Consider the following 18,415-nt stretch of genomic DNA (forward strand, 5'->3'; position numbering starts at 1 on the left):
CATGGACCCCTCCCTGGCGCGGCGCGTGCTCGTCGCGTCGACCGAGATCACGTCGGCGGCGCTGGAAGACCCGGAGAACGTGTTGCGGCTCGTGGTGGAGGCGGCCGCGGAGATCGCGGACGCCGACCTCGGGCTGGCCATGCTCGCCACGGGTGACGACGACGGCACGCTCACCGTCGAGGCGTCCAGCGGCGAACCGGTCGTCGCCACGCTCAGCCCGCGCAGTGCCGCCGCGAAGGCCGCACGTACCGGGGTCCCGGTGATGGCCGACGACGTCACGAACGACCCGCGCACGGCCCCGTACGTGCCACAGGCGTTGCGCGGTTACGGGCCGTTCGCGGTGGCGCCGTTCGGCACGTCGGACCGCAAGATCGGTGCATTGGCCGTGTACCGCAGGCGCGACAAACCGCCGTTCACGCAGGAGACGGTGGACGTGCTGACGGCGTTCGCGGCCCAGGCAGGCCTCGCCGTCGTGCTGGCCGAGGGCTTCACGGCACGGCAGCGCGTCGCGGTCTACGAGGAGCGCGAACGGATCGCGCGCGACCTGCACGACGTGATCATCCAGCGGCTCTACGGCGCCGGCGTGCAGCTCAGCCTGCTGGAACGGCGGCTGGGCAAGAAGCTCGACGCTGGTCAGCGCGCCCGGATCAACGAGGCCGTGGACCTCGTCGACGAGACGATCGCCGAGGTCCGCGCGACCGTCCGCAAGCTGCGCAAAACCGATCCCGCGGACTCCGCCGACCTGCACGACTCGATCAAGGCCGAGGTCCGCACGGCCGGTGAGCTGCTCGGCTTCCCGCCGCGCCTGCACGTGTCCGGTGACCTGGCGAACGTGCCGCGCAACCACGCCGACGACGCGCGGGCGGCGTTGCGTGAGGCGTTGTCGAACGTCGTGCGGCACTCAGGAGCGACACACGTCCAGATCGACGTACGGCGCGACGAGAAGCATCTGCTGCTGCGCGTCGCGGACAACGGGTGCGGCATCCCGTCCGGCGTGACTCAGCGCGGATTGCGGCATCTCGCCGAACGGGCGAAGGCCGCCAGTGGCGATTTCCGGGTCGTGAGTTCGCCGAACGGGACGACGCTCACCTGGTCCGTCCCCGTTTAGCCACCCATGCGGCGGCTTGCGTCCGCCGTTCCATGCCGAGTTTCGAGAGCACGGACGTCACGTAGTTCTTCACGGTCTTCTCCGCGAGGAAGAGCCGTTCACCGATTTGGCGGTTCGTCAGGCCCTCGCCGATCAGTTCCAGCACGCGCTGTTCCTGGTCGGTGAGGCCGACCGGGGCAGGATTGCGCATCCGTTCGAGTACTCGGCTTGTGGTCGCGGGGTCCAGAAGGGACCGTCCAGCCGCGACCTCCCGCACGGCCGTGACGACGTCCTGGCCGCGAACCTGCTTGAGCAGATAGCCCGACGCACCGGCCATGATGGCCCCCACCAGAGCTTCTTCATCGTCGAATGCGGTCAAAACGAGGCAACGGATGCCAAGGTCCCGCAACGACCGGCACAGGTCGACGCCGCTGCCGTCCGGAAGCTGAACGTCCACAACCGCCACGTCGAGCGATGTCTTTTGGGCCCGTGTCACCGCCTCGTCGACGGATCCGGCCTCGGCTATGACCGAGATGTCCGTCTCGTCGTCGAGCATCTCGCGCAGTCCTCTGCGCACTACTTCGTGATCGTCAACCAACAAAACGCGCACTGGCACGAATCCACCGTACGTCGAATGGCTGTTCCTGAGGGTGACTCAAATTGGCACAGTTCTTGTCATGGCAGAAGGCTCGGTACGACCGGTCGAGGAAGCAGATCGCATAGTTGTCGCCCGACTGGTTCTCGAGCTATGGGGAGCGCACACCGCCGTCGCGCACGGCGAAGTGTTCTTCCCGGCGAGTCTGCCGGGCTTCCTCGTGGAGAAGCAGGGCCAGGTGCTGGGTCTGCTGACCTACGCGGTGGCGAACCACCAGCTGGAGATCGTCACCATCGACGCACTTCGGCGGGGCCGCGGCGTCGGCACCGCGCTGGTCGACGCCGCGGTTCGCCAGGCGCGCACACTCGGCTGCAACCGGGTGCGTCTGACGACGACCAACGACAACCTCGACGCGATCCGCTTCTACCAGCGGCGCGGGTTCAAGCTGTCGGCGTTGAGACCGGACGCCGTGCGGGAAGCCCGCAAGCTCAAGCCGGAGATCCCCGCGGTCGGTGACTTCGGCATCCCCATCACAGATGAGCTCGACCTCGAACGATGGGTCGCGCCACGGCAGTAGTCCACAAGCATCCACAGCTCTGTCCACAGGGTTGTGCACAAGTTCTGTGCACAACTGTCACACGTGGAGCGGGTTGAACGCCTCGTCCCACGCGGCGGCGACCTGATGGGCGCAGGTGGACGGCGCGACGCCTCCCACCCCGGTGCCGAGTCCCGGCATCGCGATGGTGCGGACGGCGTCGCGCACCGGCGTGCCGTCCTCCAGACGTCCTTCGAGCCAGAGCCGGAGGACCGCTCGCGCCGCCAGGTACGGGTGGACGGTGTCGCCGGGCAGTCGTTCGCCGGGCCTGCGCATGGTCGGCGCGCTGATGAGCCACGCCGGCTCGGTCTCGCCGGTCGCCACGATCTGCGCCTCGCCCACGGGCAGCTCACCGCCGTGCAGCGCGAGGACCGCACTGCGGACGTTGTTCTCGACCAGGGGGAACGCCGTGGCGTAGACGGCGTCGATGCCACCGCGCATCCAGCCCTGCGAGTTGGCCGGGCTGACGATGGCCTGCGCGTGGATGTCCAGCACGGACCCGCGATGCACCCTCACCCCGGTGCGTCCGTCCGCGACGGCGAGCCAGGCGTTCGCCATCGGTTCGTCGACCGCGCACAACACGAGTTCAGGCGCTAGAACGGGCACACCCCAAGCATTCCAGTTCGAACGGCCCTGGCGGAACCCAGGTTTGGCGGTGGACACAGGCGTGATTTCCGCCTCTGATCGCCGCACTACGCTGACCTGATGCCGCGCATTGCGTACTTCGGACCACAGGGCACCTTCACCGAGCAGGCAGCTTCGCGCTTCGAGGGTGAACTCGTCCCGGCCGAGACCATCCCGCTCGCGATCGCCGCGCTGCGCAAAGGTGAGACCGAGTTCGCGTGCGTGCCGATCGAGAACTCCGTCGAGGGCGCCGTCCCCGCGACCCTGGACGCCCTCGTGCGCGACGAGCCGGTCGTCGCGGTGGCCGAGACCGTGCTGGACGTCCGGTTCAGCGTCCTGGTCCGGCCGGGCACCACCGAGATCCGCAGCATCGCCTCGCATCCGCACGCCCTGGCGCAGGTCCGCGAGTGGATCGCGGCCGAGCTGCCCGGCGTCACCTCGATCGCGACCTCCTCCACCGCGGCTGCCGCGGCCGCGGTGGAACGAGGCGAGTTCGACGCCGCCGTGACCGCTCCGGTCGCGATCAACCACTACAAGTTGGAAGAGTTCGCGACCGACGTGCTGGACGTGGCCGACGCGCGCACCCGGTTCCTGCTGCTGCGCCGGCCGGGTCAGCTGCCTGCGCCGACCGGAGCAGACCGCACCAGCGTCGTCGTGACCACCCCTGACCGCGTGGGAGTGCTGTCCGAGCTGCTCACCGAGCTGGCGTTGCGTGGCATCAATCTCACCGGCCTCGAATCACGACCCCAGAAGGGCAAACTGGGGACGTACCGCTTCTACATCGACGTCGAGGGGCACATCGCAGAGCCGAGGATCGGTGACGCGCTGGCCGCGCTGCACCGACACTCGCGCGAAGTCAGGTTCCTCGGGTCCTTCCCGAAGGCCGACCGGGAGCCCGTTGAGGCTCACAACGACGAGTTCGCCGCAGCAGCCGCTTGGGTCGATGCTGTCAGAAAGGGCGAGCGCGGGTGAGGTTGCTGCTGGTCAGGCACGGTGAGACGGCGTCGAACATCGAACGCAAGCTGGACACGGCCATGCCGGGTCCCCCGCTCACCGAGCTGGGCCACAAGCAGGCCCGCGAGCTGGCTGACACGCTGGCCGCGGAAGACGTCACCGCCGTCTACGCCAGCATCGGCCTGCGCGCCCAGCAGACCGCCGCCCCCACCGCCGAACGCTTCGGCCTGCCAGTGCGGATCCTGGACGGCGTCCACGAGATCCAGGTCGGCTCGCTCGAAGGCCGCAACGACACCGAGGCCTACAAGACCTACCTGGAAACCGTGATCAAGTGGGCCGAGGGCGAGCTGGACGTGGCGTTTCCCGGTGGCGGTGAGTCCGGGCAGCAGGTGCTGGACCGGTTCCTCGGCGCCATCAGGTCGATCCACCAGGACGGCACGGTCATGGTCGTGACCCACGGCGGCGCCGGCCGGATGGGCGCGTTGGCGCTGGCGTCGAACGTGCCGGTGGAGCTGGCGGAGAACCTGCTGCCGAACACCGGGGTCGTGGTGCTGGAGACCGAGGGCGACGGCTGGGTGTGCCGGTCGTGGGCGGGCGTCGACGTCTAGTCCCACACGGCCTAGCCCCAGCCCAGTTCGTGCAGCTTGGCGTCGTCCACCCCGAAGTGGTGCGCGATCTCGTGCACCACGGTGATGATCACTTCCTCCACGACGTCGTCCTCGGTGTCGCACATGTCGAGGATCGCCTCGCGGTAGATGAAGATGTGGTCGGGCAGCGTGCCGCCGTAGTCGGTGTTGCGCTCGGTCAGCGCGATGCCCTGGTACAGGCCCAGCAGGGACGGCTCGTCGGGGTTGCGGTCCTCGACCAGCACCACCACGTTGTTCATCGCGTGCATGAAGTCGGGCGGGACCATGTCCAGCGCCTCCTCGACCAGTTCGTCGAAGCGGGCCCTGGTCATCTCGACGGTCATCTGTTCTCCGTCGTGGTGGTGGGCGCGCTGGACGAGGGCTTGTCGGGCTTGCCGGAGTTCGAGGGCTTGCCGGACTCCGAGGGCGGCTGGCCGGACTCGGAGTGCAGCGGGGCGCCGGTCGGCTCCGCCTGGGGCTTGACCGAGGTGGTCTGCGGCGGGTTCGAGGTGGTCAGCGGGGCGCCGTTGGGGTTGCGGACGGTGCCTTCCCACGCCACCAGGTTCTCGCCCTGGGGGACGGCGCCGACCTTGCAGTTGGCCTTGCGGGAGCCGACGGCCCAGCTCTTGTCCGAGCGGGTGTCCCAGGTGATGAGCAGGCCCTTGGCCCTCAGGTCCGCGCCGCCGGTGTACTCGGCCGCGACCGCCGCGCACTTCTCCAGCATCACGGCGTCCTGCTTCTCGATCGGGAGGAACTCGCCCTCGGGGTGCTGCACGACGCCGACGATCTCGAACGCGTGCGGCTTGGCGCACTCGATCGGGTCACCCACCGTGTTCTTCTCACCGAGCGCGACGCACACGCCGGGGTCGTACACGTTCGACTGGTCCTGGGTCTTGGCGCTGCCGAACGACGGCAGGGGGGCTCCGGACGGCGCGGTGACCTGCAGGCCGCAGCGGATCTGGCGGTAGCCGTCGGACCAGCGCTTCTCGTCGGGGTTCAGCGTGCTGACGCCGTACTTGCCCTCCGGGTCGAGCTTGCCGGACATGTAGGTGGTGACGGCCTGGGCGCAGTTCTCCTGAGAAATTTTTTCCCAGGCCTCCGGTGTCGGGAACGGCGCTTCCTTCGGATAGGCGCCCGCGATGTCCGCCGTGCCGGTGACCTCGAACTTGTGGGCCGCCGAGCAGTCGACCTTCTGCGCGTCGGACAGATCGGCCTTTTCCCAGTTCAGGCACTCGCCGGAGGCCGCCTGGTAGGCCGCGTTGACCTGTTCGCGCTTGACCGAGAGCGGTCCGCCGGCCAGCACGGAGGTGAACGCGGACAACATCAACAAGCCGAACGCGCCCACGAAAGCGCCGACCATCACAAGCCGCGTGTCGCGGATGTGACCAGATCGACTCAACCAACCGGCGCTCGGAGACATCTCATCCATGATGCCCGTGCCGTGTGAGACGGCTGTGCGCCGGGTTGGGTGGAGTGTTGCTATTAGGACACTCGTCACCCAATCAGCCGCGTTTCAGCCGAGTCGCTAGGTACCTTGCCCGCGGGAGTGGTGATGACTGACAACAACTTGCCAGGACCCGGCCAGCCGACGCCCCAGCCAGGGCAGCAGTCGGGGCCGCCCGGCCAACCGCAACAGCCGCCGGCGTACCAGCCGGCTCCGCAGCCGGACGCGCCCACCAAGGGCAAGGGCAGCATGCGAGAGCAACAGGCCGGCCTGACGAAGCCGCGCCAGGCGACGGTCGCCGAGCAACGCGCTCGTGCCGCCGCGTTGAAGGCGCAGCAGGAGCGGTTCGCCGCCGAGTCGGCCGCCTTCGAGAAGCGCCGCAAGACGCGCAAGCGCTGGCTCATCGGTGGCGGTGTCACCGTGGGCGTGGTCGCGCTGGTGGCGATCTGGTACGCGGCGGCCAGCCCGAAGAACGTCACGGCGCAGTGCACCGACGCGAACAACGTGATCGTCGACGACGACTACTGCGACGAGTCGTACTACCGCAGCCACGGCGGGTACTCGAGCGGCGGCTTCATCTACATCGGCGGCAGCTCGTACCGGTACAACTACGGCAGCTCCGGCAACGTGGGCCAGAAGGCGGTCGGCGGCAGCTACACGATCCCGAAGGGCGCGAACGTCACGACGAAGTCGGGCACGTCCGTCCAGCGCGGCGGGTTCGGCGTCAGCAGCGGCTCGTCCAGCAGCGGAGGCTGACCCAGTTGCGTCGTGAAACCTCGCAGCCGCGGCCGAACTGGCAACGCACGGTCGCGGACCAGGGGATGGTCTTCGGGCTGCCCGCGAAGTACGCGAACGGCGCCGACCGCCCTTACTGGGACGAGTCGGTGCACTACGTGTTCGAGATGAGCGACATCCTGTCGCTCGAAGCCGACGTCGAGCTGCTCCACTCCATGTGCCTCGACGCGGTGGACAACGTGGTGCTCACCGAGCGGTACCGCGACTTCGGCATCGCCGAGTGGGTGTGGCCGCACATCGCCGAGTCCTGGCGGCGCCGCGACCCGCACGTCTACGGGCGCTTCGACCTGCGCTACGACGGTTCCGGCCCGGCGAAGATGCTCGAGTACAACGCCGACACGCCGACGTCACTGCTGGAAGCCGCGATCATCCAGTGGCACTGGAAGACCGACGTGTTCCCGGACGACGACCAGTGGAACTCGCTGCACGAGCAGCTGGTCGCCCGGTGGACCGAGGTCGGCGCCAAGCTGCCGTCCAGCGAGGTGCACTTCAGCTGGTCCGGCGCCGACCCGTCCGGCGAGGACCACCTGACGGTCGCCTACCTGCAGGAGACGGCCGCCGAGGCGGGCCTGAACACCGTGGGTCTCGCGATCGAGGACATCGGCTGGGACACGCTGCTCAACCGGTTCGTCGACCTCGAAGAGTCGCCGATGAACACGGTGATCAAGCTCTACCCGTGGGAGTGGGTGGTCGAGGAGCAGTTCGGCCGCCACGCCGTCGAGTCGCTGCCCGGCACCCTGTGGGTCGAGCCGCTGTGGAAGATGCTGCTCTCCAACAAGGCGCTGCTCGCGATCCTGTGGGAGATGTACCCGGGCCACCCCAACCTGCTCCCGGCCTACCTGAACGACCCCGGCATGCTGACCGAGTACGTGCGCAAGCCGCTGCTCGGCCGTGAGGGGTCGAACATCCAGATCGTCGCTCCGGGCTACGAAACGCAGACCGGTGGCGTGTACGGCAAAGAAGGTTTCGTGTACCAGCTGTTCGATCCGCTTCCGGACTTCGACGGCTACCGCCCCGCGTTGGGCGCCTGGGTCGTCGGCGACACGTCGGCCGGCCTCGGCATCCGGGAAACGGTCGGTCTCGTGACCGACGATGGCGCGGCGTTCGTGCCGCATCGAATTGTTGAGTAAGACTCCGAAAGGGAACAGCACAATGACCCAGCAGCAGCTCGCGTTGGACCCCGGCTTCGGTGGAGTCATCGTCGGGAACATCGGTGCGATCGCGCTGTACGCAGTCGTCGGCCTGATTCTGATGGTCTTCGGCTTCTACGCGATCGACTGGACGACGCCGGGCAAGCTGTCCGCCCTGGTCCGCAACGGTGCGCCGAACGCGGTCATCGTCACCGCGTCGGGCCTGGTCTCGATGGCCCTGATCATCGTGGTGGCGATCTGGAGCGCGCAGGGCAAGCTCAGCGAAGGCCTGCTGTCGGCGCTGATCTACGGCATCGTCGGCATCATCGTGCAGGTGGCGGCCGTCCGGCTGCTGGAGTGGGTGACCCGGCTGGACATCGGCGCGCTGATCGAGTCCGACCGCTTCGCACCCGCTTCGGTCGTCGTGGCCGCGGCGCACGTCGCGCTCGGCCTCGTGGTGGGCGTCGCGATCATCTAGTCCGCGCTCGCCCCAGCTCGTCCGGCCCCACCTGGATATCCGCGTGAGTCGCGGAACAGGTGGGGTCTACCCTTTTCAGGGTGATTGACCTCAAGGTGTTGCGCGAGTTCCCGGAGACTGTGCGTGCGTCGCAGCGCGCCCGTGGCGAGGACGAAGGCGTCGTCGACGCCCTGCTGTCCGCGGACGAGCGCCGGCGTTCCGCCATCTCCCGCGCGGACACCCTGCGCGCCGAGCAGAAGGTGCTCGGCAAGGAGGTCGGCAAGGCCAAGGGTGACGAGCGCACGGCGTTGCTGGTGAAGGCGAAGGACCTGGCCGCCGAGGTCAAGGCCGCCGAGGCCGAGCAGAACTCCACCAGCGAACTGGTCAACGAGCTCCTGGGCAAGATCCCGAACCTGGTGCACCCGGACGCGCCGATCGGTGGCGAGGACGACTTCGTGGTCGTCAAGACGGTCGGTGAGCCGCGCGAGTTCGACTTCGAGCCGCTCGACCACCTCGACCTGGGCACTCGCCTCGGCGCGATCGACATGGAGCGCGGCGCCAAGGTCGGCGGCAGCCGGTTCTACTTCCTCAAGGGTGTCGGCGCGCAGCTGGAGCTCGCGCTGCTCAACATGGCGGCGGCGCAGGCCACGGCCAACGGCTTCGACCTCATGATCACGCCCACGCTGGTGCGGCCGGAGATCATGGCGGGCACCGGGTTCCTGGGCGCGCACTCGAGCGAGATCTACCACCTGCCCGACGACGACCTGTACCTCGTCGGCACGTCGGAGGTGCCGCTCGCGGGTTACCACGCCGACGAGATCCTCGACGGCGAGAAGCGGTACGCGGGCTGGTCGTCGTGCTACCGCCGGGAGGCCGGCTCGTACGGCAAGGACACCCGCGGCATCATCCGCGTGCACCAGTTCAACAAGGTCGAGATGTTCTCCTACGTGAAGCCCGAGGACGCCGAGGCGGAGCACGCCCGGCTGCTCGGGTGGGAAGAGGAGATGCTCGCCAAGATCGAGGTGCCCTACCGCGTCATCGACACGGCGACCGGCGACCTCGGCATGTCGGCGCACCGCAAGTTCGACTGCGAGGCGTGGGTGCCGACCCAGCAGAAGTACCGCGAGCTGACCTCGACGTCGAACTGCACCACGTTCCAGGCGCGCCGGCTGAACGTGCGCTATCGGGACGAGAACGGCAAGTCGCAGATCGCGGCCACGCTCAACGGCACGCTCGCCACGACCCGGTGGATCGTCGCGATCCTGGAGAACCACCAGAACGCCGACGGCTCGATCACGGTCCCCGAGGCCATGCGGCCGTACATGGGCACGGACGTGCTCAAGCCCCGCTAGTACCAACCTGACGAAGTCCTACCAGGCCCACCTCGATCACCAGGCGTGCAGCTCCTCACGAGCCGTTCCTGCGACCGCGGGTGAAGTACCTGATCGAGCCGAAGGTCCCGGTCGAACTCCAGCAGCTCGACCGGGACCTGGAACGGGCGGCTCAGGCGAGCGACGCCTCGGCCTGATCGGCCACGTGCTTCGCGATCTCCAGCGACGACGTGGCCGCGGGCGACGGCGTGTTCAGCACGTGCACCTGACGTGCGGCGGTCTCGAACAGGAAGTCGTCGACCAGGGAACCGTCGGGCAGCATCGCCTGCGCTCGCACGCCGGCCTCCGCGCGCACCAGGTCCTGCTCCTGCACGGCCGGCACGAGGCGGGCGAGCGAAGCGGCGAAACGCTTGCGGGAGAACGAACGCAGCACTTCCTCGAGACCGGTGCGCGCGAACTTCTTGGCAAGTCGCCAGGTGCCGGGGAACTTCGCGACCTCGAACAGGTCGGTGGCCGAGAACTGCGACCACTTGTAGCCCTCACGGCGCAGGGCGAGCACCGCGTTCGGTCCTGCGTGGACACTGCCGTCGAGCATCCGGGTCAGGTGGACGCCGAGGAACGGCAGCGTGGGGTCCGGCACCGGGTAGATGAGGCCGCGCACCAGACCGCGGCGCTCCGGCGTCAGCTCGAAGTACTCGCCGCGGAACGGCACGATCGTCGCGGACGGGTCCAGGCCCGCCATCCGTGCGATGCGGTCGCTGTGGAGTCCGGCACAGTTCACCAGCGCGTCGGCGCGGACGATCCCCTGCGGAGTGGCCAATTCCACACCGGAACCGGTCTGCGACTGGCGGATGCCGAGCACCGGGCTGTTCAGCCGCAGGTCAGCGCCGTGGGCGTGGAGCAACCGAACCAGCGCGGAGCACACGGCCGGGAAGTCGATGATGCCGGTCGACTCGACGCGCAGCGCGGCGACGGTGGCGACCTCCGGCTCGTACTCGCGCGCCTCGGCGGCGGAGATCATGCGGGCCGGCACGCCGTTCGCCTCCGCGCGCTCGGCGAGCGCGTTCAGCCGCGGGATCTCGTCCTCCGAAGTGGCCACGACGAGCTTGCCGCAGACCTCGAAGGGAACGCCGTGCTCCTTGGCGAAGTCCACAATGGAAGCGTTGCCCGCCACGGACATCCGCGCCTTGAACGAACCCGGCTTGTAGTACAGACCGGCGTGCACGACGTTGCTGTTGTGGCCCGTCTGGTGCGCCGCCCAGTGGGATTCCTTCTCCAGCACGGTCACCTGGTGACCGCGTCCCGCCAGCTCGTTGGCGACCGCCAAACCGACGATGCCACCGCCGATCACCGCGATGTGTCGCACGTCAAATCCTCGTCTTCCGGGTCCGTTCGTGTTGCCAGTGCCGCGACCAGCGGCCGCGTCTTCGGCGCCCAGCAGGGCGCCTCACGGCACCGGCCCCACGCCCACAGCCAACCAGGATGCCGACGTGGGGCCGGCACCGCGATGCACCCGTCTGGACACCGAATACGGGGCCAAGGCCGCCGGTCGCGGCACTGAGGACAGTACGGCCCACCCGCCGGTGATCGTCTCTCGCACCTATACACTCGGCGCCATCCACGCAGGGGAGAGGTATGTCTGAGCCCATCATTCTCGGCCAGCCCACCGTCGGTGACGAAGAGCTCGCCGCGATCGCCGAGGTCTTCAAGTCGGGGTGGCTCGCCGGTGCCGGACCGACCTGCCGCAAGTTCGAGGAGCGCTTCGCCGTCACGGCGGGCACCTCGCACGCGCTGACCACGAGCAACTGCGGCGCCGCACTGCACCTGGCGCTGCACGTCCTCGGTGCCAAGGCCGGTGACGAGGTCGTCGTCGCCGACTACACCTTCCCCGCGACCGGCCACGCCGTGATGTACACCGGCGCGAAGCCCGTGTTCGCCGACATCCGCCCGGACATCTGGACCGTGGACCCGGCCGCCGTCGAGGCCGCCATCACGCCGCGCACCACCGGCATCGTGGCCGTCGACCTCGCCGGCCAGCCCGCCGACTACGACGAGCTCCGCGCGATCGCGGACAAGCACGGCCTGTTCCTCATCGAGGACGCCGCCTGTGCCGCGGGCGCGACCTACAAGGGCCGCCCGGCCGGCAGCCTCGCGGACATCGCCGCGTTCAGCTTCCACGGCCGCAAGGGCATCACCTCCGGTGAAGGTGGCGCGCTCACCACGAACAACGCCGAGTGGGACGCCAGGGTGCGCAAGCTGCACACCTACGGCATCGAGCCCGCGCTCGGCCGCGCGAGCAGTGACACGCTGCCCATCCCGACGTTCCACGAGCTGGGCTGGAACTACCGCCTCTCGGACGTCCAGGCCGCGATCATGAACGTGCAGCTCGACCGGCTGCCGAGCCTGCTGGCCGCCCGCACCCACGTCGCGGAGCGCTACGGCGAGCTGCTCAAGGGTGTCGAGGGCATCGAGCTGCCCGTCACGGCGCCGGACCGCACGCACCCGTGGCAGGCCTACATCATCACGATCGACCCGTCGATCAGCCGCGACCAGGTCGCGCTGAAGCTGCGTGAGCGCGGCGTGCAGTGCAACTTCGGCACGTACGCCTCGCACGTCCAGCCGATCTACGGCGCCACCGAGCCGTGCCCGGTGTCCGCGGACCTGTTCCGCCGGCACCTGGCGATCCCGATGCACGCGAATCTCACCGACGAAGAGGTCGAGCGCGCCGCGGAAGCGGTTCGCGAGGTCGTCGCCGAGCTTTCCTGACCGCCAGGTCGCACCCCGAATACAAGGAGTTGACCGTCATGTCCGACCGCACCGTGTTCTTCACCGGTGGCGCCGGGTTCATCGGTATGCACGTCATCCCGCTCCTGCTGGAGCGCGGTTACAAGGTGCGCCTGTTCGACAACATGTCCCGCGGTGACCGCGCCAAGGTCAACGAGCTGGTCGCGGGCGGCAACGTCGAGCTGATCGAGAAGGACGTCCGCTACGGCGGTGCGGTGCGGGAGGCCATGCGCGGCTGCACCCACGCGATCCACTTCGCGACGGTCTCGATCAACAAGAGCATCGCGGACCCGCACGAGTCGGTCGACATCAACATGACCGGCAACCACAACGTGTTCGCCGCCGCCGCGGACGAGGGCGTCAAGCGCCTGGTCTTCGCCTCGACCGCCTCGGTCTACGGCGACCCGAAGCGCCTGCCGATGCACGAGGACGACGAGCTTCGCCCGCTCACGCCGTACTGCATCACCAAGCGCGCCGGTGAGGACCTGCTGGGCTTCTACCAGCGCCAGAAGGGCCTCTCCTGGAACGCCCTGCGCTTCTTCAACGTGTACGGCCCCGGCCAGAAGATCGAGGCGTACTACACCTCGGTCATCAACCACTTCATCCAGCGCCTCCGTGCCGGCCAGCCGCCGGTCATCGACGGCAAGGGTGAGCAGTCGATGGACTTCATCCACGTCCACGACCTCGCGCGTTCCGTGGTGATGGCGATGGAGAGCGAGCAGGGCAACCTGCCGATCAACATCGGCACCGGCGTGGACACCTCCATCGCGCAGCTGGCCAAGATCCTGATCCAGGCCGTCGGCGTCGACGTGGAGCCGCAGTTCAACCCGCGCGACGTGCTCGTGTCCCGTCGTGCCGCGGACATCACCCGTGCCAAGGAGATCCTCGGCTGGGAGCCGACCATCACGGTCGAGCAGGGCATGTCCGAGCTGGTGCGCGCCTCGGCTCCGGCCGAGTAGGGCAGCAGTGACCGAGCAGCAGAACTTCGACGAGCTCCACGGCCTGCCGCCGAACCCGTACAACCGGCACTCGTGGATCACCGGCGACCCGGAGATCGGCCCCGGCACCTGGATCGGGGCGTTCACCGTGCTCGACGGGTCTGGCGGGCTGAAGATCGGCGCGGGCTGCGACATCAGCAGTGGCGTGCAGATCTACACCCACAGCTCGATGAAGCGCTGCGTGTCGGGGCGTGAGTACCCGGTGGTCGACCGTGCACCGGTCACCATCGGGGACCGTGTCTTCCTCGGCGCGAACGCCGTGGTCAACATGGGTGTGACGATCGGGGACGAGGCGGTGGTCGGGGCGGGAGCCGTGGTCACCAAGGACGTGCCCGCGCGCACCGTCGTCGGCGGTGTGCCGGCGCGCCCGATCGGCACGGTCGAGCTCAGCGGGTCGGAAGTAAAAATCGGACCCGTTTCCGGCTGACGCCCGTGAAGATCGCCGTCGTCAACAACTTCTACCCTCCGCGGGTGGGCGGTAGCGCCCACCTCGCGGAGGCGTTGGCGGAGGGTTACGTCCGCGCTGGGCACGAGGTCCTCGTGATCACGGCGGAGCACGCCGAGCAGCCGATGGACACGGTGCACAACGGTGTCCGCGTCCTGCGGTTTCCCGCGTTCCGGCTGCCGGAGACCCGGCTCGCGATCAACTTCGACATCGCCTTCACCGTGCGGCCGTCGCTGCCGCGGCGGCTGAACAAGGTGCTGGACGAGTTCGGCCCGGACGTCATCCACCAGCACGGTCAGTTCTTCGACCTGACGTGGTTCAGCGGTGTGTGGGCGCGCAGGAACAACGTGCCCACGCTGTTGTCGGTGCACACCCGGCTGGAGAGCCCGACGTGGTTCTACCAGTTCGTCTTCAACCAGCTGGACAGGTTCGTCGTGGCGCCGTTCATGCGGCACTACCGGCCGACCTACGTCGTCATGGACGTCCAGATGGACGAGTACATCAGGCGGAAGTACAAGGGCAGCATCGGCGGCATGGTGCCGATCCCGGTCGGCGTCGAGCCGGAGTGGGTCCGCGGCGGCGACGGCACGATCATCCGCGCGCGGCACGACCTCGGTGACGACCCGATCATCCTGTCCACCGGCCACGTCATCCCGCTGCGCGACCGGCTCGCGCTCGTCGAGGCGATGCCAGCGGTGCTCCGCGAGGTGCCGGACGCCAAGCTGGTGGTGGTCGGAGGTATCTACTTCGACCCGTTCCTCAAGCGTGCCACCGAACTGGGCGTGGAGAAGTCCATCATCACCACCGGTGGCGTGCCCAAGTCGGACATCCCGCACTACCTCGCCTCCGCGCAGGTGGAGTGCCACGAGATGCAGGGCTACGGCTTCGGCATCGCGAGCATCGAGTCCATGGCGGCCGGTGTGCCCGTCGTCGCGGCCGTGCGCGAGGACAACTTCTTCGACGTCCGGCTGGTCGACCGGGAGAACGTGCACCTGGTCCCGCTCGGCGACACCGCGAAACTCGCCGACCGGCTGATCGAGGCGATCAAGGACCCGGCGGAGTCGAAGCACATCTCCGAGGCCGGCGTCGCGCTCGTGGACACGTACTTCACGATGGAAGTCGTGCTGCGCAAGCATCTTGAGGTATTGGCGGGCCTAGCCTCCCAACGCGGCTGACCCGGTTCGCGCATAGTCGGACAGGAGTGACCTATGTCACTCTTCTGGGTGAAACGATCCGATCTTCTCTCCGATAAAGGGACAGGGGGGCGAGATCGTCTCGCGTCGCTTTGGGGGCCTGGGGGCCTGCTGACTGTGCCGTCGTCCGCGCAAGTGGGGGGCTTCTTCGGCACACCCTTCTCCACGGAGAAGCAGGAGAGAAATACATATGCAGCAGAAGTTGCGTGGTGGGGGTTCCCGCAACGTCGCACGTGTTCTCGCGGCTTTCGCGGCGGCGCTCGTCGCGGTGTCGCTCGTTCCGGGTGGCGCGTCCGCGGCGGCGGCTCCGAAGCCGCCGAAGCACGCCGAGATCAAGATGCACATGATGCCGGCCAAGAAGACCGGTGAGTTCGGCACCGCGTCGGCGTCCAGCGGTGGGAACGCCGGCGACTGGAACGGTGACACCAAGCACGACATCCTTGCCCGCCAGGCGGACAACGGTGCGCTGAAGGTCTACCAGCACCACGGCACGTACGCTGGCACCGGCACGTACGAGCCCGCTGTGGACATCAACTACGGCTGGAACGGCATGCGTTGGATCGGCTCCGGCCGCATCAACGCGGACGCCCTGTCCGACGTGGTGGCCATCGACCACGGCGGTGTCATGCGCGTCTACGAGCACTCGGGCTCGTTCAACGGCACGAGCACGCTCGGCACCGTCACCACGGTCGGCACCGGTTGGTACATCAACGACCTGGTGTTCATCCACGACGTGACCGGCGACGGCTTCGGCGACATCATGGCCCGCCGCACCGGCACCGACACGCTCTACATCTACCCGCACACCGGCGTCATCAACGGGACCAGCACCTTCGGTGCCCCGCAGGTGCTGGTGACGGGCGTGAAGGACGACGTCGAGCTGAACATGGCCGACGTCACCAAGGACGGTGTGCCGGACCTGCTGTTCCTGGCGAACGACGGCTGGCTCGGCGCGTTCTCCCCGACCAACGGTGGTCACGTCTGGTGGCTGTCGTACGGCTGGGAGACCATGAACGCGGTCAGCCTCGCCGACGTGAACTTCGACGGCAGCACCGACATCCTCGGCCGTACGCAGGGCGGCGTCCTGCAGGCCTACCGCCACACCGGCACGTTCTCGCCGACCGGTGAGTACACCGCGTTCAACACGTTCCTGGCCCCCGAGTCCCTGGGCTGGGGCTGGAACACCAACAACGTGATCAGCTAGTAGATCGCGCCTGACACAACAGGAAGGGCCGGCCCGATCGGGCCGGCCCTTCCTGTGTCGCAAGGGTTTTCGTGATCAGACCGCCGTGCGTGAGCTCTCCAGCACGCTGGCCACCACGCGGTGCGCGGGCAGGATCGACCGGCGCTCGTCGTCCGCGTCGACCTTGCCCTCGATCAGGTCGAGGAAGCGGTCGAGCTGGGTGGCGAGCGGCTCGCGCGCCGACAGCAGCTCCGGAATCTCGATCACGGCCTGCTGGCGGTAACCGAGACCGTCCGCGGTGGCCGCGTCGTGCGAGACGTGCCGGTAGATCGTGACGTCGCGGCGCAGCAGGTCGATCTCGATGAGACGGTCCAGTTCGGACACGACCAGCGAACGAACCTTGCGCTGGCCGATGCGGCTGGCCGACACGGTCGCGAGACCGGTCGGGAACGTCAGCACGGTCTCGACGTTGTCCTCCGCGCCCGGCAGCGAGTCCGGGTGGAAGTTGCCCACGCCCGCGGTGACGCGTGCGGGCTCGACACCGCCGAAGCACTGGATCGCGAGGTCGACGTCGTGGACCAGGAGGTCCCACGAGACGCCGGTCTTGATCCGCGGCGCGTACGGGCTGTGCCTGCGCGCCATCACGTGCACCGGCTCGTTGATGAGGTGCAGCGCGGTCAGCACGGCCGGGTTGTAGCGCTCCAGCAGACCGCACATCATCGGGACGCCGAGCTTCTCGGACAGCCCGACGACCTCCTCCGACTTGTGCAGGTCGTCGCACACCGGCTTCTCCACCAGCAGCGGCTTGCCCTGGTTGAGAACCTCGAGCGCCAGCTTGTGGTGCACCTCGGTGGCGGCGGCCAGGATGACGGCGTCGACGTCCTCCAGCGAACCGATCTCGGGGGACCACGCGGCGTCGAAGCGGTCCGCGACGGCCTTGCCGGCCTCCTCGCGGGGGTCGACGACGCGAACCAGCTTGGCGCGCTCGTTCTGCGACGTCACACGGGCGTGCAGCGAGCCCATCGAACCGGTGCCGATGAGGGCGATGCGGTGCGGCTTGCTCATGCGCCGAACACCTCCCGCACGGACGTGACGATCGTGTCCAGCTCGGCGTCGGTGAGCTTCGGGTGGACCGGCAGCGACAGCGCCTGCTCGGCGACCTTCTTCGCCACCGGGACGTCGGAGGTGATGACGTCCGCGCGGTCGCGGTAGCAGTCGTAGTCGAACACCAGCTTCGGGTAGTAGATCCCGTTGCCGATGCCCTTCTCGGACAGCTTCGCGGCGAGCTCGTCGCGGGTCACCGGGGCGTCGTCGCCGACCAGGACCGTGTACTGGTGCCACACGTGCTCACGGCCGGACAGCACGGCGGGAACCGTGAGACCGGGCACGTCCGCGAGGCCCTTCGACAGCGCCTCCGCGTTGCGCTGGCGAGCCTTGGTGAGCTGCGGCAGCTTCTCCAGCTGAGGGATGCCGACGGCGGCGTGCAGGTCCGTGAGGCGGTAGTTGTGGCCCGCCATCTCGTACTGGTAGCGAGCGCGCATGCCCTGGTTGCGCATGACCCGCAGCTTGTCCGCCAGCGCGTCGTCGGACGTCGTGATGACGCCGCCCTCCGCCGTGGTGATGTTCTTCGTCGCGTAGAGCGAGAAGCAGCCGATGCCGAAGCTGCCGGCCGGCTTGCCCTCGTACGTCGCGCCGACCGCCTGCGCCGAGTCCTCGACGATGGTCAGGCCGTGCTCCTGGGCCAGCGGGACGAGACGGCCCATGTCCGCCATCTGGCCGTAGAGGTGCACCGGCATGAGGACCTTGGTGCGGTCGGTGATCTGCGCCGCGACCTTCTCCGGGTCGATGTTGAAGTCGTCGGTGCTGATGTCCGCGAACCGCGCGGTCGCACCTGCCTCCAGAATGGCGTTGAGCGTCGCCACGAAGGTGAACGGGGTCGTGATGACCTCGTCACCCGGCTTCAGGTCGAGCGCTTGGATCGACGCCACGAGTGCGGTCGTGCCGTTGTTGACGGCGATCGCGTGTGGCACACCGGCGACCGAGGCGAAGGCGTCTTCGAACCGCTTCACCATGGGGCCCTGGGCGATGACGCCGGACCTGAGCACCTCGAGAACGAGCGGCTCGGCGTCCTGAACGTCCACGACAGTGATGGGGATCATGCAGCAGTCTTTCGC

20 protein-coding genes are annotated in these 18,415 nt (G+C 68.4%); 13 read left to right on the top strand and 7 right to left on the bottom strand.

Annotated elements, in window-relative coordinates; genetic code table 11:
- The first annotated feature begins 1 nt into the window (after position 1).
- Positions 2-1,108, top strand: a complete 1,107-nt coding sequence (locus SK803_RS18550; RefSeq protein ID WP_319967267.1) for a GAF domain-containing sensor histidine kinase — start codon at positions 2-4, stop codon at positions 1,106-1,108.
- Here the strand turns inward: SK803_RS18550 and SK803_RS18555 are convergent.
- Positions 1,086-1,703 (bottom strand): response regulator transcription factor, encoded by a 618-nt coding sequence (locus SK803_RS18555; RefSeq protein WP_319967268.1) that lies wholly within the window; start codon positions 1,701-1,703, stop codon positions 1,086-1,088. The two genes, SK803_RS18550 and SK803_RS18555, sit on opposite strands and share 23 nt — an antisense overlap.
- A 61-nt stretch (positions 1,704-1,764) precedes the next feature.
- Here SK803_RS18555 and SK803_RS18560 point away from each other — a divergent pair, with 61 nt between their 5' ends.
- Positions 1,765-2,259 (top strand): GNAT family N-acetyltransferase, encoded by a 495-nt coding sequence (locus SK803_RS18560; protein WP_319967269.1) that lies wholly within the window; start codon positions 1,765-1,767, stop codon positions 2,257-2,259.
- A gap of 57 nt (positions 2,260-2,316) precedes the next feature.
- On the opposite strand, the gene SK803_RS18565 is transcribed toward SK803_RS18560, so the two are convergent.
- Positions 2,317-2,835 carry a macro domain-containing protein gene (locus SK803_RS18565; protein WP_319967377.1) on the bottom strand — a complete coding sequence of 173 codons (519 nt, stop codon included), beginning with the start codon at positions 2,833-2,835 and terminating at the stop codon, positions 2,317-2,319.
- 147 nt (positions 2,836-2,982) lie between these two features.
- On the opposite strand from SK803_RS18565, the gene pheA reads away from it, so the two are divergent.
- Together pheA and SK803_RS18575 are read left to right on the top strand one after the other, a co-directional pair.
- Complete coding sequence (gene pheA / locus SK803_RS18570) at positions 2,983-3,873, top strand: prephenate dehydratase (RefSeq protein ID WP_319967270.1); 891 nt, start codon at positions 2,983-2,985, stop codon at positions 3,871-3,873.
- Positions 3,870-4,463 carry a histidine phosphatase family protein gene (locus SK803_RS18575; RefSeq protein WP_319967271.1) on the top strand — a complete coding sequence of 198 codons (594 nt, stop codon included), beginning with the start codon at positions 3,870-3,872 and terminating at the stop codon, positions 4,461-4,463. The genes pheA and SK803_RS18575 overlap by 4 nt, the downstream gene beginning before the upstream one ends.
- A gap of 11 nt (positions 4,464-4,474) precedes the next feature.
- Here the strand turns inward: SK803_RS18575 and SK803_RS18580 are convergent, their stop codons facing one another.
- The gene (locus tag SK803_RS18580; RefSeq protein WP_319967272.1) at positions 4,475-4,825 is read right to left on the bottom strand and encodes a metallopeptidase family protein; all 351 of its coding nucleotides are present in this window, start codon (positions 4,823-4,825) and stop codon (positions 4,475-4,477) included.
- Positions 4,822-5,841 carry a septum formation family protein gene (locus SK803_RS18585; protein WP_319967273.1) on the bottom strand — a complete coding sequence of 340 codons (1,020 nt, stop codon included), beginning with the start codon at positions 5,839-5,841 and terminating at the stop codon, positions 4,822-4,824. Before SK803_RS18585 ends, SK803_RS18580 begins: the two co-directional genes overlap by 4 nt.
- A gap of 192 nt (positions 5,842-6,033) precedes the next feature.
- Between SK803_RS18585 and SK803_RS18590 the strand changes: the two genes are divergently transcribed.
- The 4 genes from SK803_RS18590 to serS all read left to right on the top strand — a co-directional run bounded on the left by SK803_RS18590 (position 6,034) and on the right by serS (position 9,659).
- Positions 6,034-6,681 carry a hypothetical protein gene (locus SK803_RS18590; RefSeq protein ID WP_319967274.1) on the top strand — a complete coding sequence of 216 codons (648 nt, stop codon included), beginning with the start codon at positions 6,034-6,036 and terminating at the stop codon, positions 6,679-6,681.
- Between the two features lie 5 nt (positions 6,682-6,686).
- Positions 6,687-7,850, top strand: coding sequence for a glutathionylspermidine synthase family protein (locus SK803_RS18595; RefSeq protein WP_319967275.1), 1,164 nt, complete (start codon positions 6,687-6,689; stop codon positions 7,848-7,850).
- 22 nt (positions 7,851-7,872) lie between these two features.
- Positions 7,873-8,328, top strand: a complete 456-nt coding sequence (locus tag SK803_RS18600) for a DUF350 domain-containing protein (protein WP_319967276.1) — start codon at positions 7,873-7,875, stop codon at positions 8,326-8,328.
- An 80-nt stretch (positions 8,329-8,408) separates the two neighbouring features.
- A complete protein-coding gene (serS, locus tag SK803_RS18605; protein ID WP_319967277.1) occupies positions 8,409-9,659 on the top strand; it encodes a serine--tRNA ligase in 1,251 nt (416 codons plus the stop codon).
- Positions 9,660-9,810: 151 nt separating this feature from the next.
- Here serS and lhgO read toward each other — a convergent pair whose 3' ends face one another.
- Positions 9,811-11,004, bottom strand: a complete 1,194-nt coding sequence (gene lhgO / locus SK803_RS18610; RefSeq protein WP_319967278.1) for an L-2-hydroxyglutarate oxidase — start codon at positions 11,002-11,004, stop codon at positions 9,811-9,813.
- Between the two features lie 269 nt (positions 11,005-11,273).
- Here lhgO and SK803_RS18615 point away from each other — a divergent pair, with 269 nt between their 5' ends.
- From SK803_RS18615 to SK803_RS18635, 5 genes are all read left to right on the top strand, one after another.
- Positions 11,274-12,404 carry a DegT/DnrJ/EryC1/StrS family aminotransferase gene (locus SK803_RS18615; RefSeq protein WP_319967279.1) on the top strand — a complete coding sequence of 377 codons (1,131 nt, stop codon included), beginning with the start codon at positions 11,274-11,276 and terminating at the stop codon, positions 12,402-12,404.
- Positions 12,405-12,442: 38 nt separating this feature from the next.
- Positions 12,443-13,381, top strand: a complete 939-nt coding sequence (locus tag SK803_RS18620) for an NAD-dependent epimerase/dehydratase family protein (protein ID WP_319967280.1) — start codon at positions 12,443-12,445, stop codon at positions 13,379-13,381.
- A gap of 7 nt (positions 13,382-13,388) precedes the next feature.
- Positions 13,389-13,847, top strand: coding sequence for an acyltransferase (locus tag SK803_RS18625; RefSeq protein WP_319967281.1), 459 nt, complete (start codon positions 13,389-13,391; stop codon positions 13,845-13,847).
- A 5-nt stretch (positions 13,848-13,852) separates the two neighbouring features.
- Complete coding sequence (locus SK803_RS18630; RefSeq protein WP_319967282.1) at positions 13,853-15,040, top strand: glycosyltransferase family 4 protein; 1,188 nt, start codon at positions 13,853-13,855, stop codon at positions 15,038-15,040.
- Positions 15,041-15,248: 208 nt separating this feature from the next.
- Complete coding sequence (locus tag SK803_RS18635; protein ID WP_319967283.1) at positions 15,249-16,262, top strand: FG-GAP repeat domain-containing protein; 1,014 nt, start codon at positions 15,249-15,251, stop codon at positions 16,260-16,262.
- 75 nt (positions 16,263-16,337) lie between these two features.
- Here the strand turns inward: SK803_RS18635 and SK803_RS18640 are convergent, their stop codons facing one another.
- Positions 16,338-17,306 (bottom strand): Gfo/Idh/MocA family protein, encoded by a 969-nt coding sequence (locus SK803_RS18640; RefSeq protein ID WP_319967284.1) that lies wholly within the window; start codon positions 17,304-17,306, stop codon positions 16,338-16,340.
- Positions 17,303-18,400: a DegT/DnrJ/EryC1/StrS family aminotransferase gene (locus SK803_RS18645; RefSeq protein ID WP_319967285.1), complete on the bottom strand. Its 1,098-nt coding sequence runs from the start codon at positions 18,398-18,400 to the stop codon at positions 17,303-17,305. The genes SK803_RS18640 and SK803_RS18645 overlap by 4 nt, the downstream gene beginning before the upstream one ends.
- Between the last annotated feature and the right edge of the window lie 15 nt (positions 18,401-18,415).

Origin of the sequence: Lentzea miocenica (genome assembly GCF_033949945.1) — a bacterium.
Classification (GTDB): Bacteria; Actinomycetota; Actinomycetes; order Mycobacteriales; family Pseudonocardiaceae; genus Lentzea; species Lentzea miocenica.

What these genes read in the sequence shown, in the direction of transcription:
- SK803_RS18580 (WP_319967272.1), bottom strand. Translation starts at nt 4,825, where the DNA reads ATGACCGTCGAGATGACCAGGGCCCGCTTCGACGAACTGGTCGAGGAG.
- SK803_RS18560 (WP_319967269.1), top strand. Translation starts at nt 1,765, where the DNA reads ATGGCAGAAGGCTCGGTACGACCGGTCGAGGAAGCAGATCGCATAGTT.
- SK803_RS18585 (WP_319967273.1), bottom strand. Translation starts at nt 5,841, where the DNA reads ATGGTCGGCGCTTTCGTGGGCGCGTTCGGCTTGTTGATGTTGTCCGCG.
- SK803_RS18600 (WP_319967276.1), top strand. Translation starts at nt 7,873, where the DNA reads ATGACCCAGCAGCAGCTCGCGTTGGACCCCGGCTTCGGTGGAGTCATC.
- pheA (WP_319967270.1), top strand. Translation starts at nt 2,983, where the DNA reads ATGCCGCGCATTGCGTACTTCGGACCACAGGGCACCTTCACCGAGCAG.
- SK803_RS18645 (WP_319967285.1), bottom strand. Translation starts at nt 18,400, where the DNA reads ATGATCCCCATCACTGTCGTGGACGTTCAGGACGCCGAGCCGCTCGTT.
- SK803_RS18565 (WP_319967377.1), bottom strand. Translation starts at nt 2,835, where the DNA reads ATGGCGAACGCCTGGCTCGCCGTCGCGGACGGACGCACCGGGGTGAGG.
- SK803_RS18550 (WP_319967267.1), top strand. Translation starts at nt 2, where the DNA reads ATGGACCCCTCCCTGGCGCGGCGCGTGCTCGTCGCGTCGACCGAGATC.
- SK803_RS18620 (WP_319967280.1), top strand. Translation starts at nt 12,443, where the DNA reads ATGTCCGACCGCACCGTGTTCTTCACCGGTGGCGCCGGGTTCATCGGT.
- SK803_RS18590 (WP_319967274.1), top strand. Translation starts at nt 6,034, where the DNA reads ATGACTGACAACAACTTGCCAGGACCCGGCCAGCCGACGCCCCAGCCA.
- SK803_RS18615 (WP_319967279.1), top strand. Translation starts at nt 11,274, where the DNA reads ATGTCTGAGCCCATCATTCTCGGCCAGCCCACCGTCGGTGACGAAGAG.
- SK803_RS18635 (WP_319967283.1), top strand. Translation starts at nt 15,249, where the DNA reads ATGCAGCAGAAGTTGCGTGGTGGGGGTTCCCGCAACGTCGCACGTGTT.
- SK803_RS18640 (WP_319967284.1), bottom strand. Translation starts at nt 17,306, where the DNA reads ATGAGCAAGCCGCACCGCATCGCCCTCATCGGCACCGGTTCGATGGGC.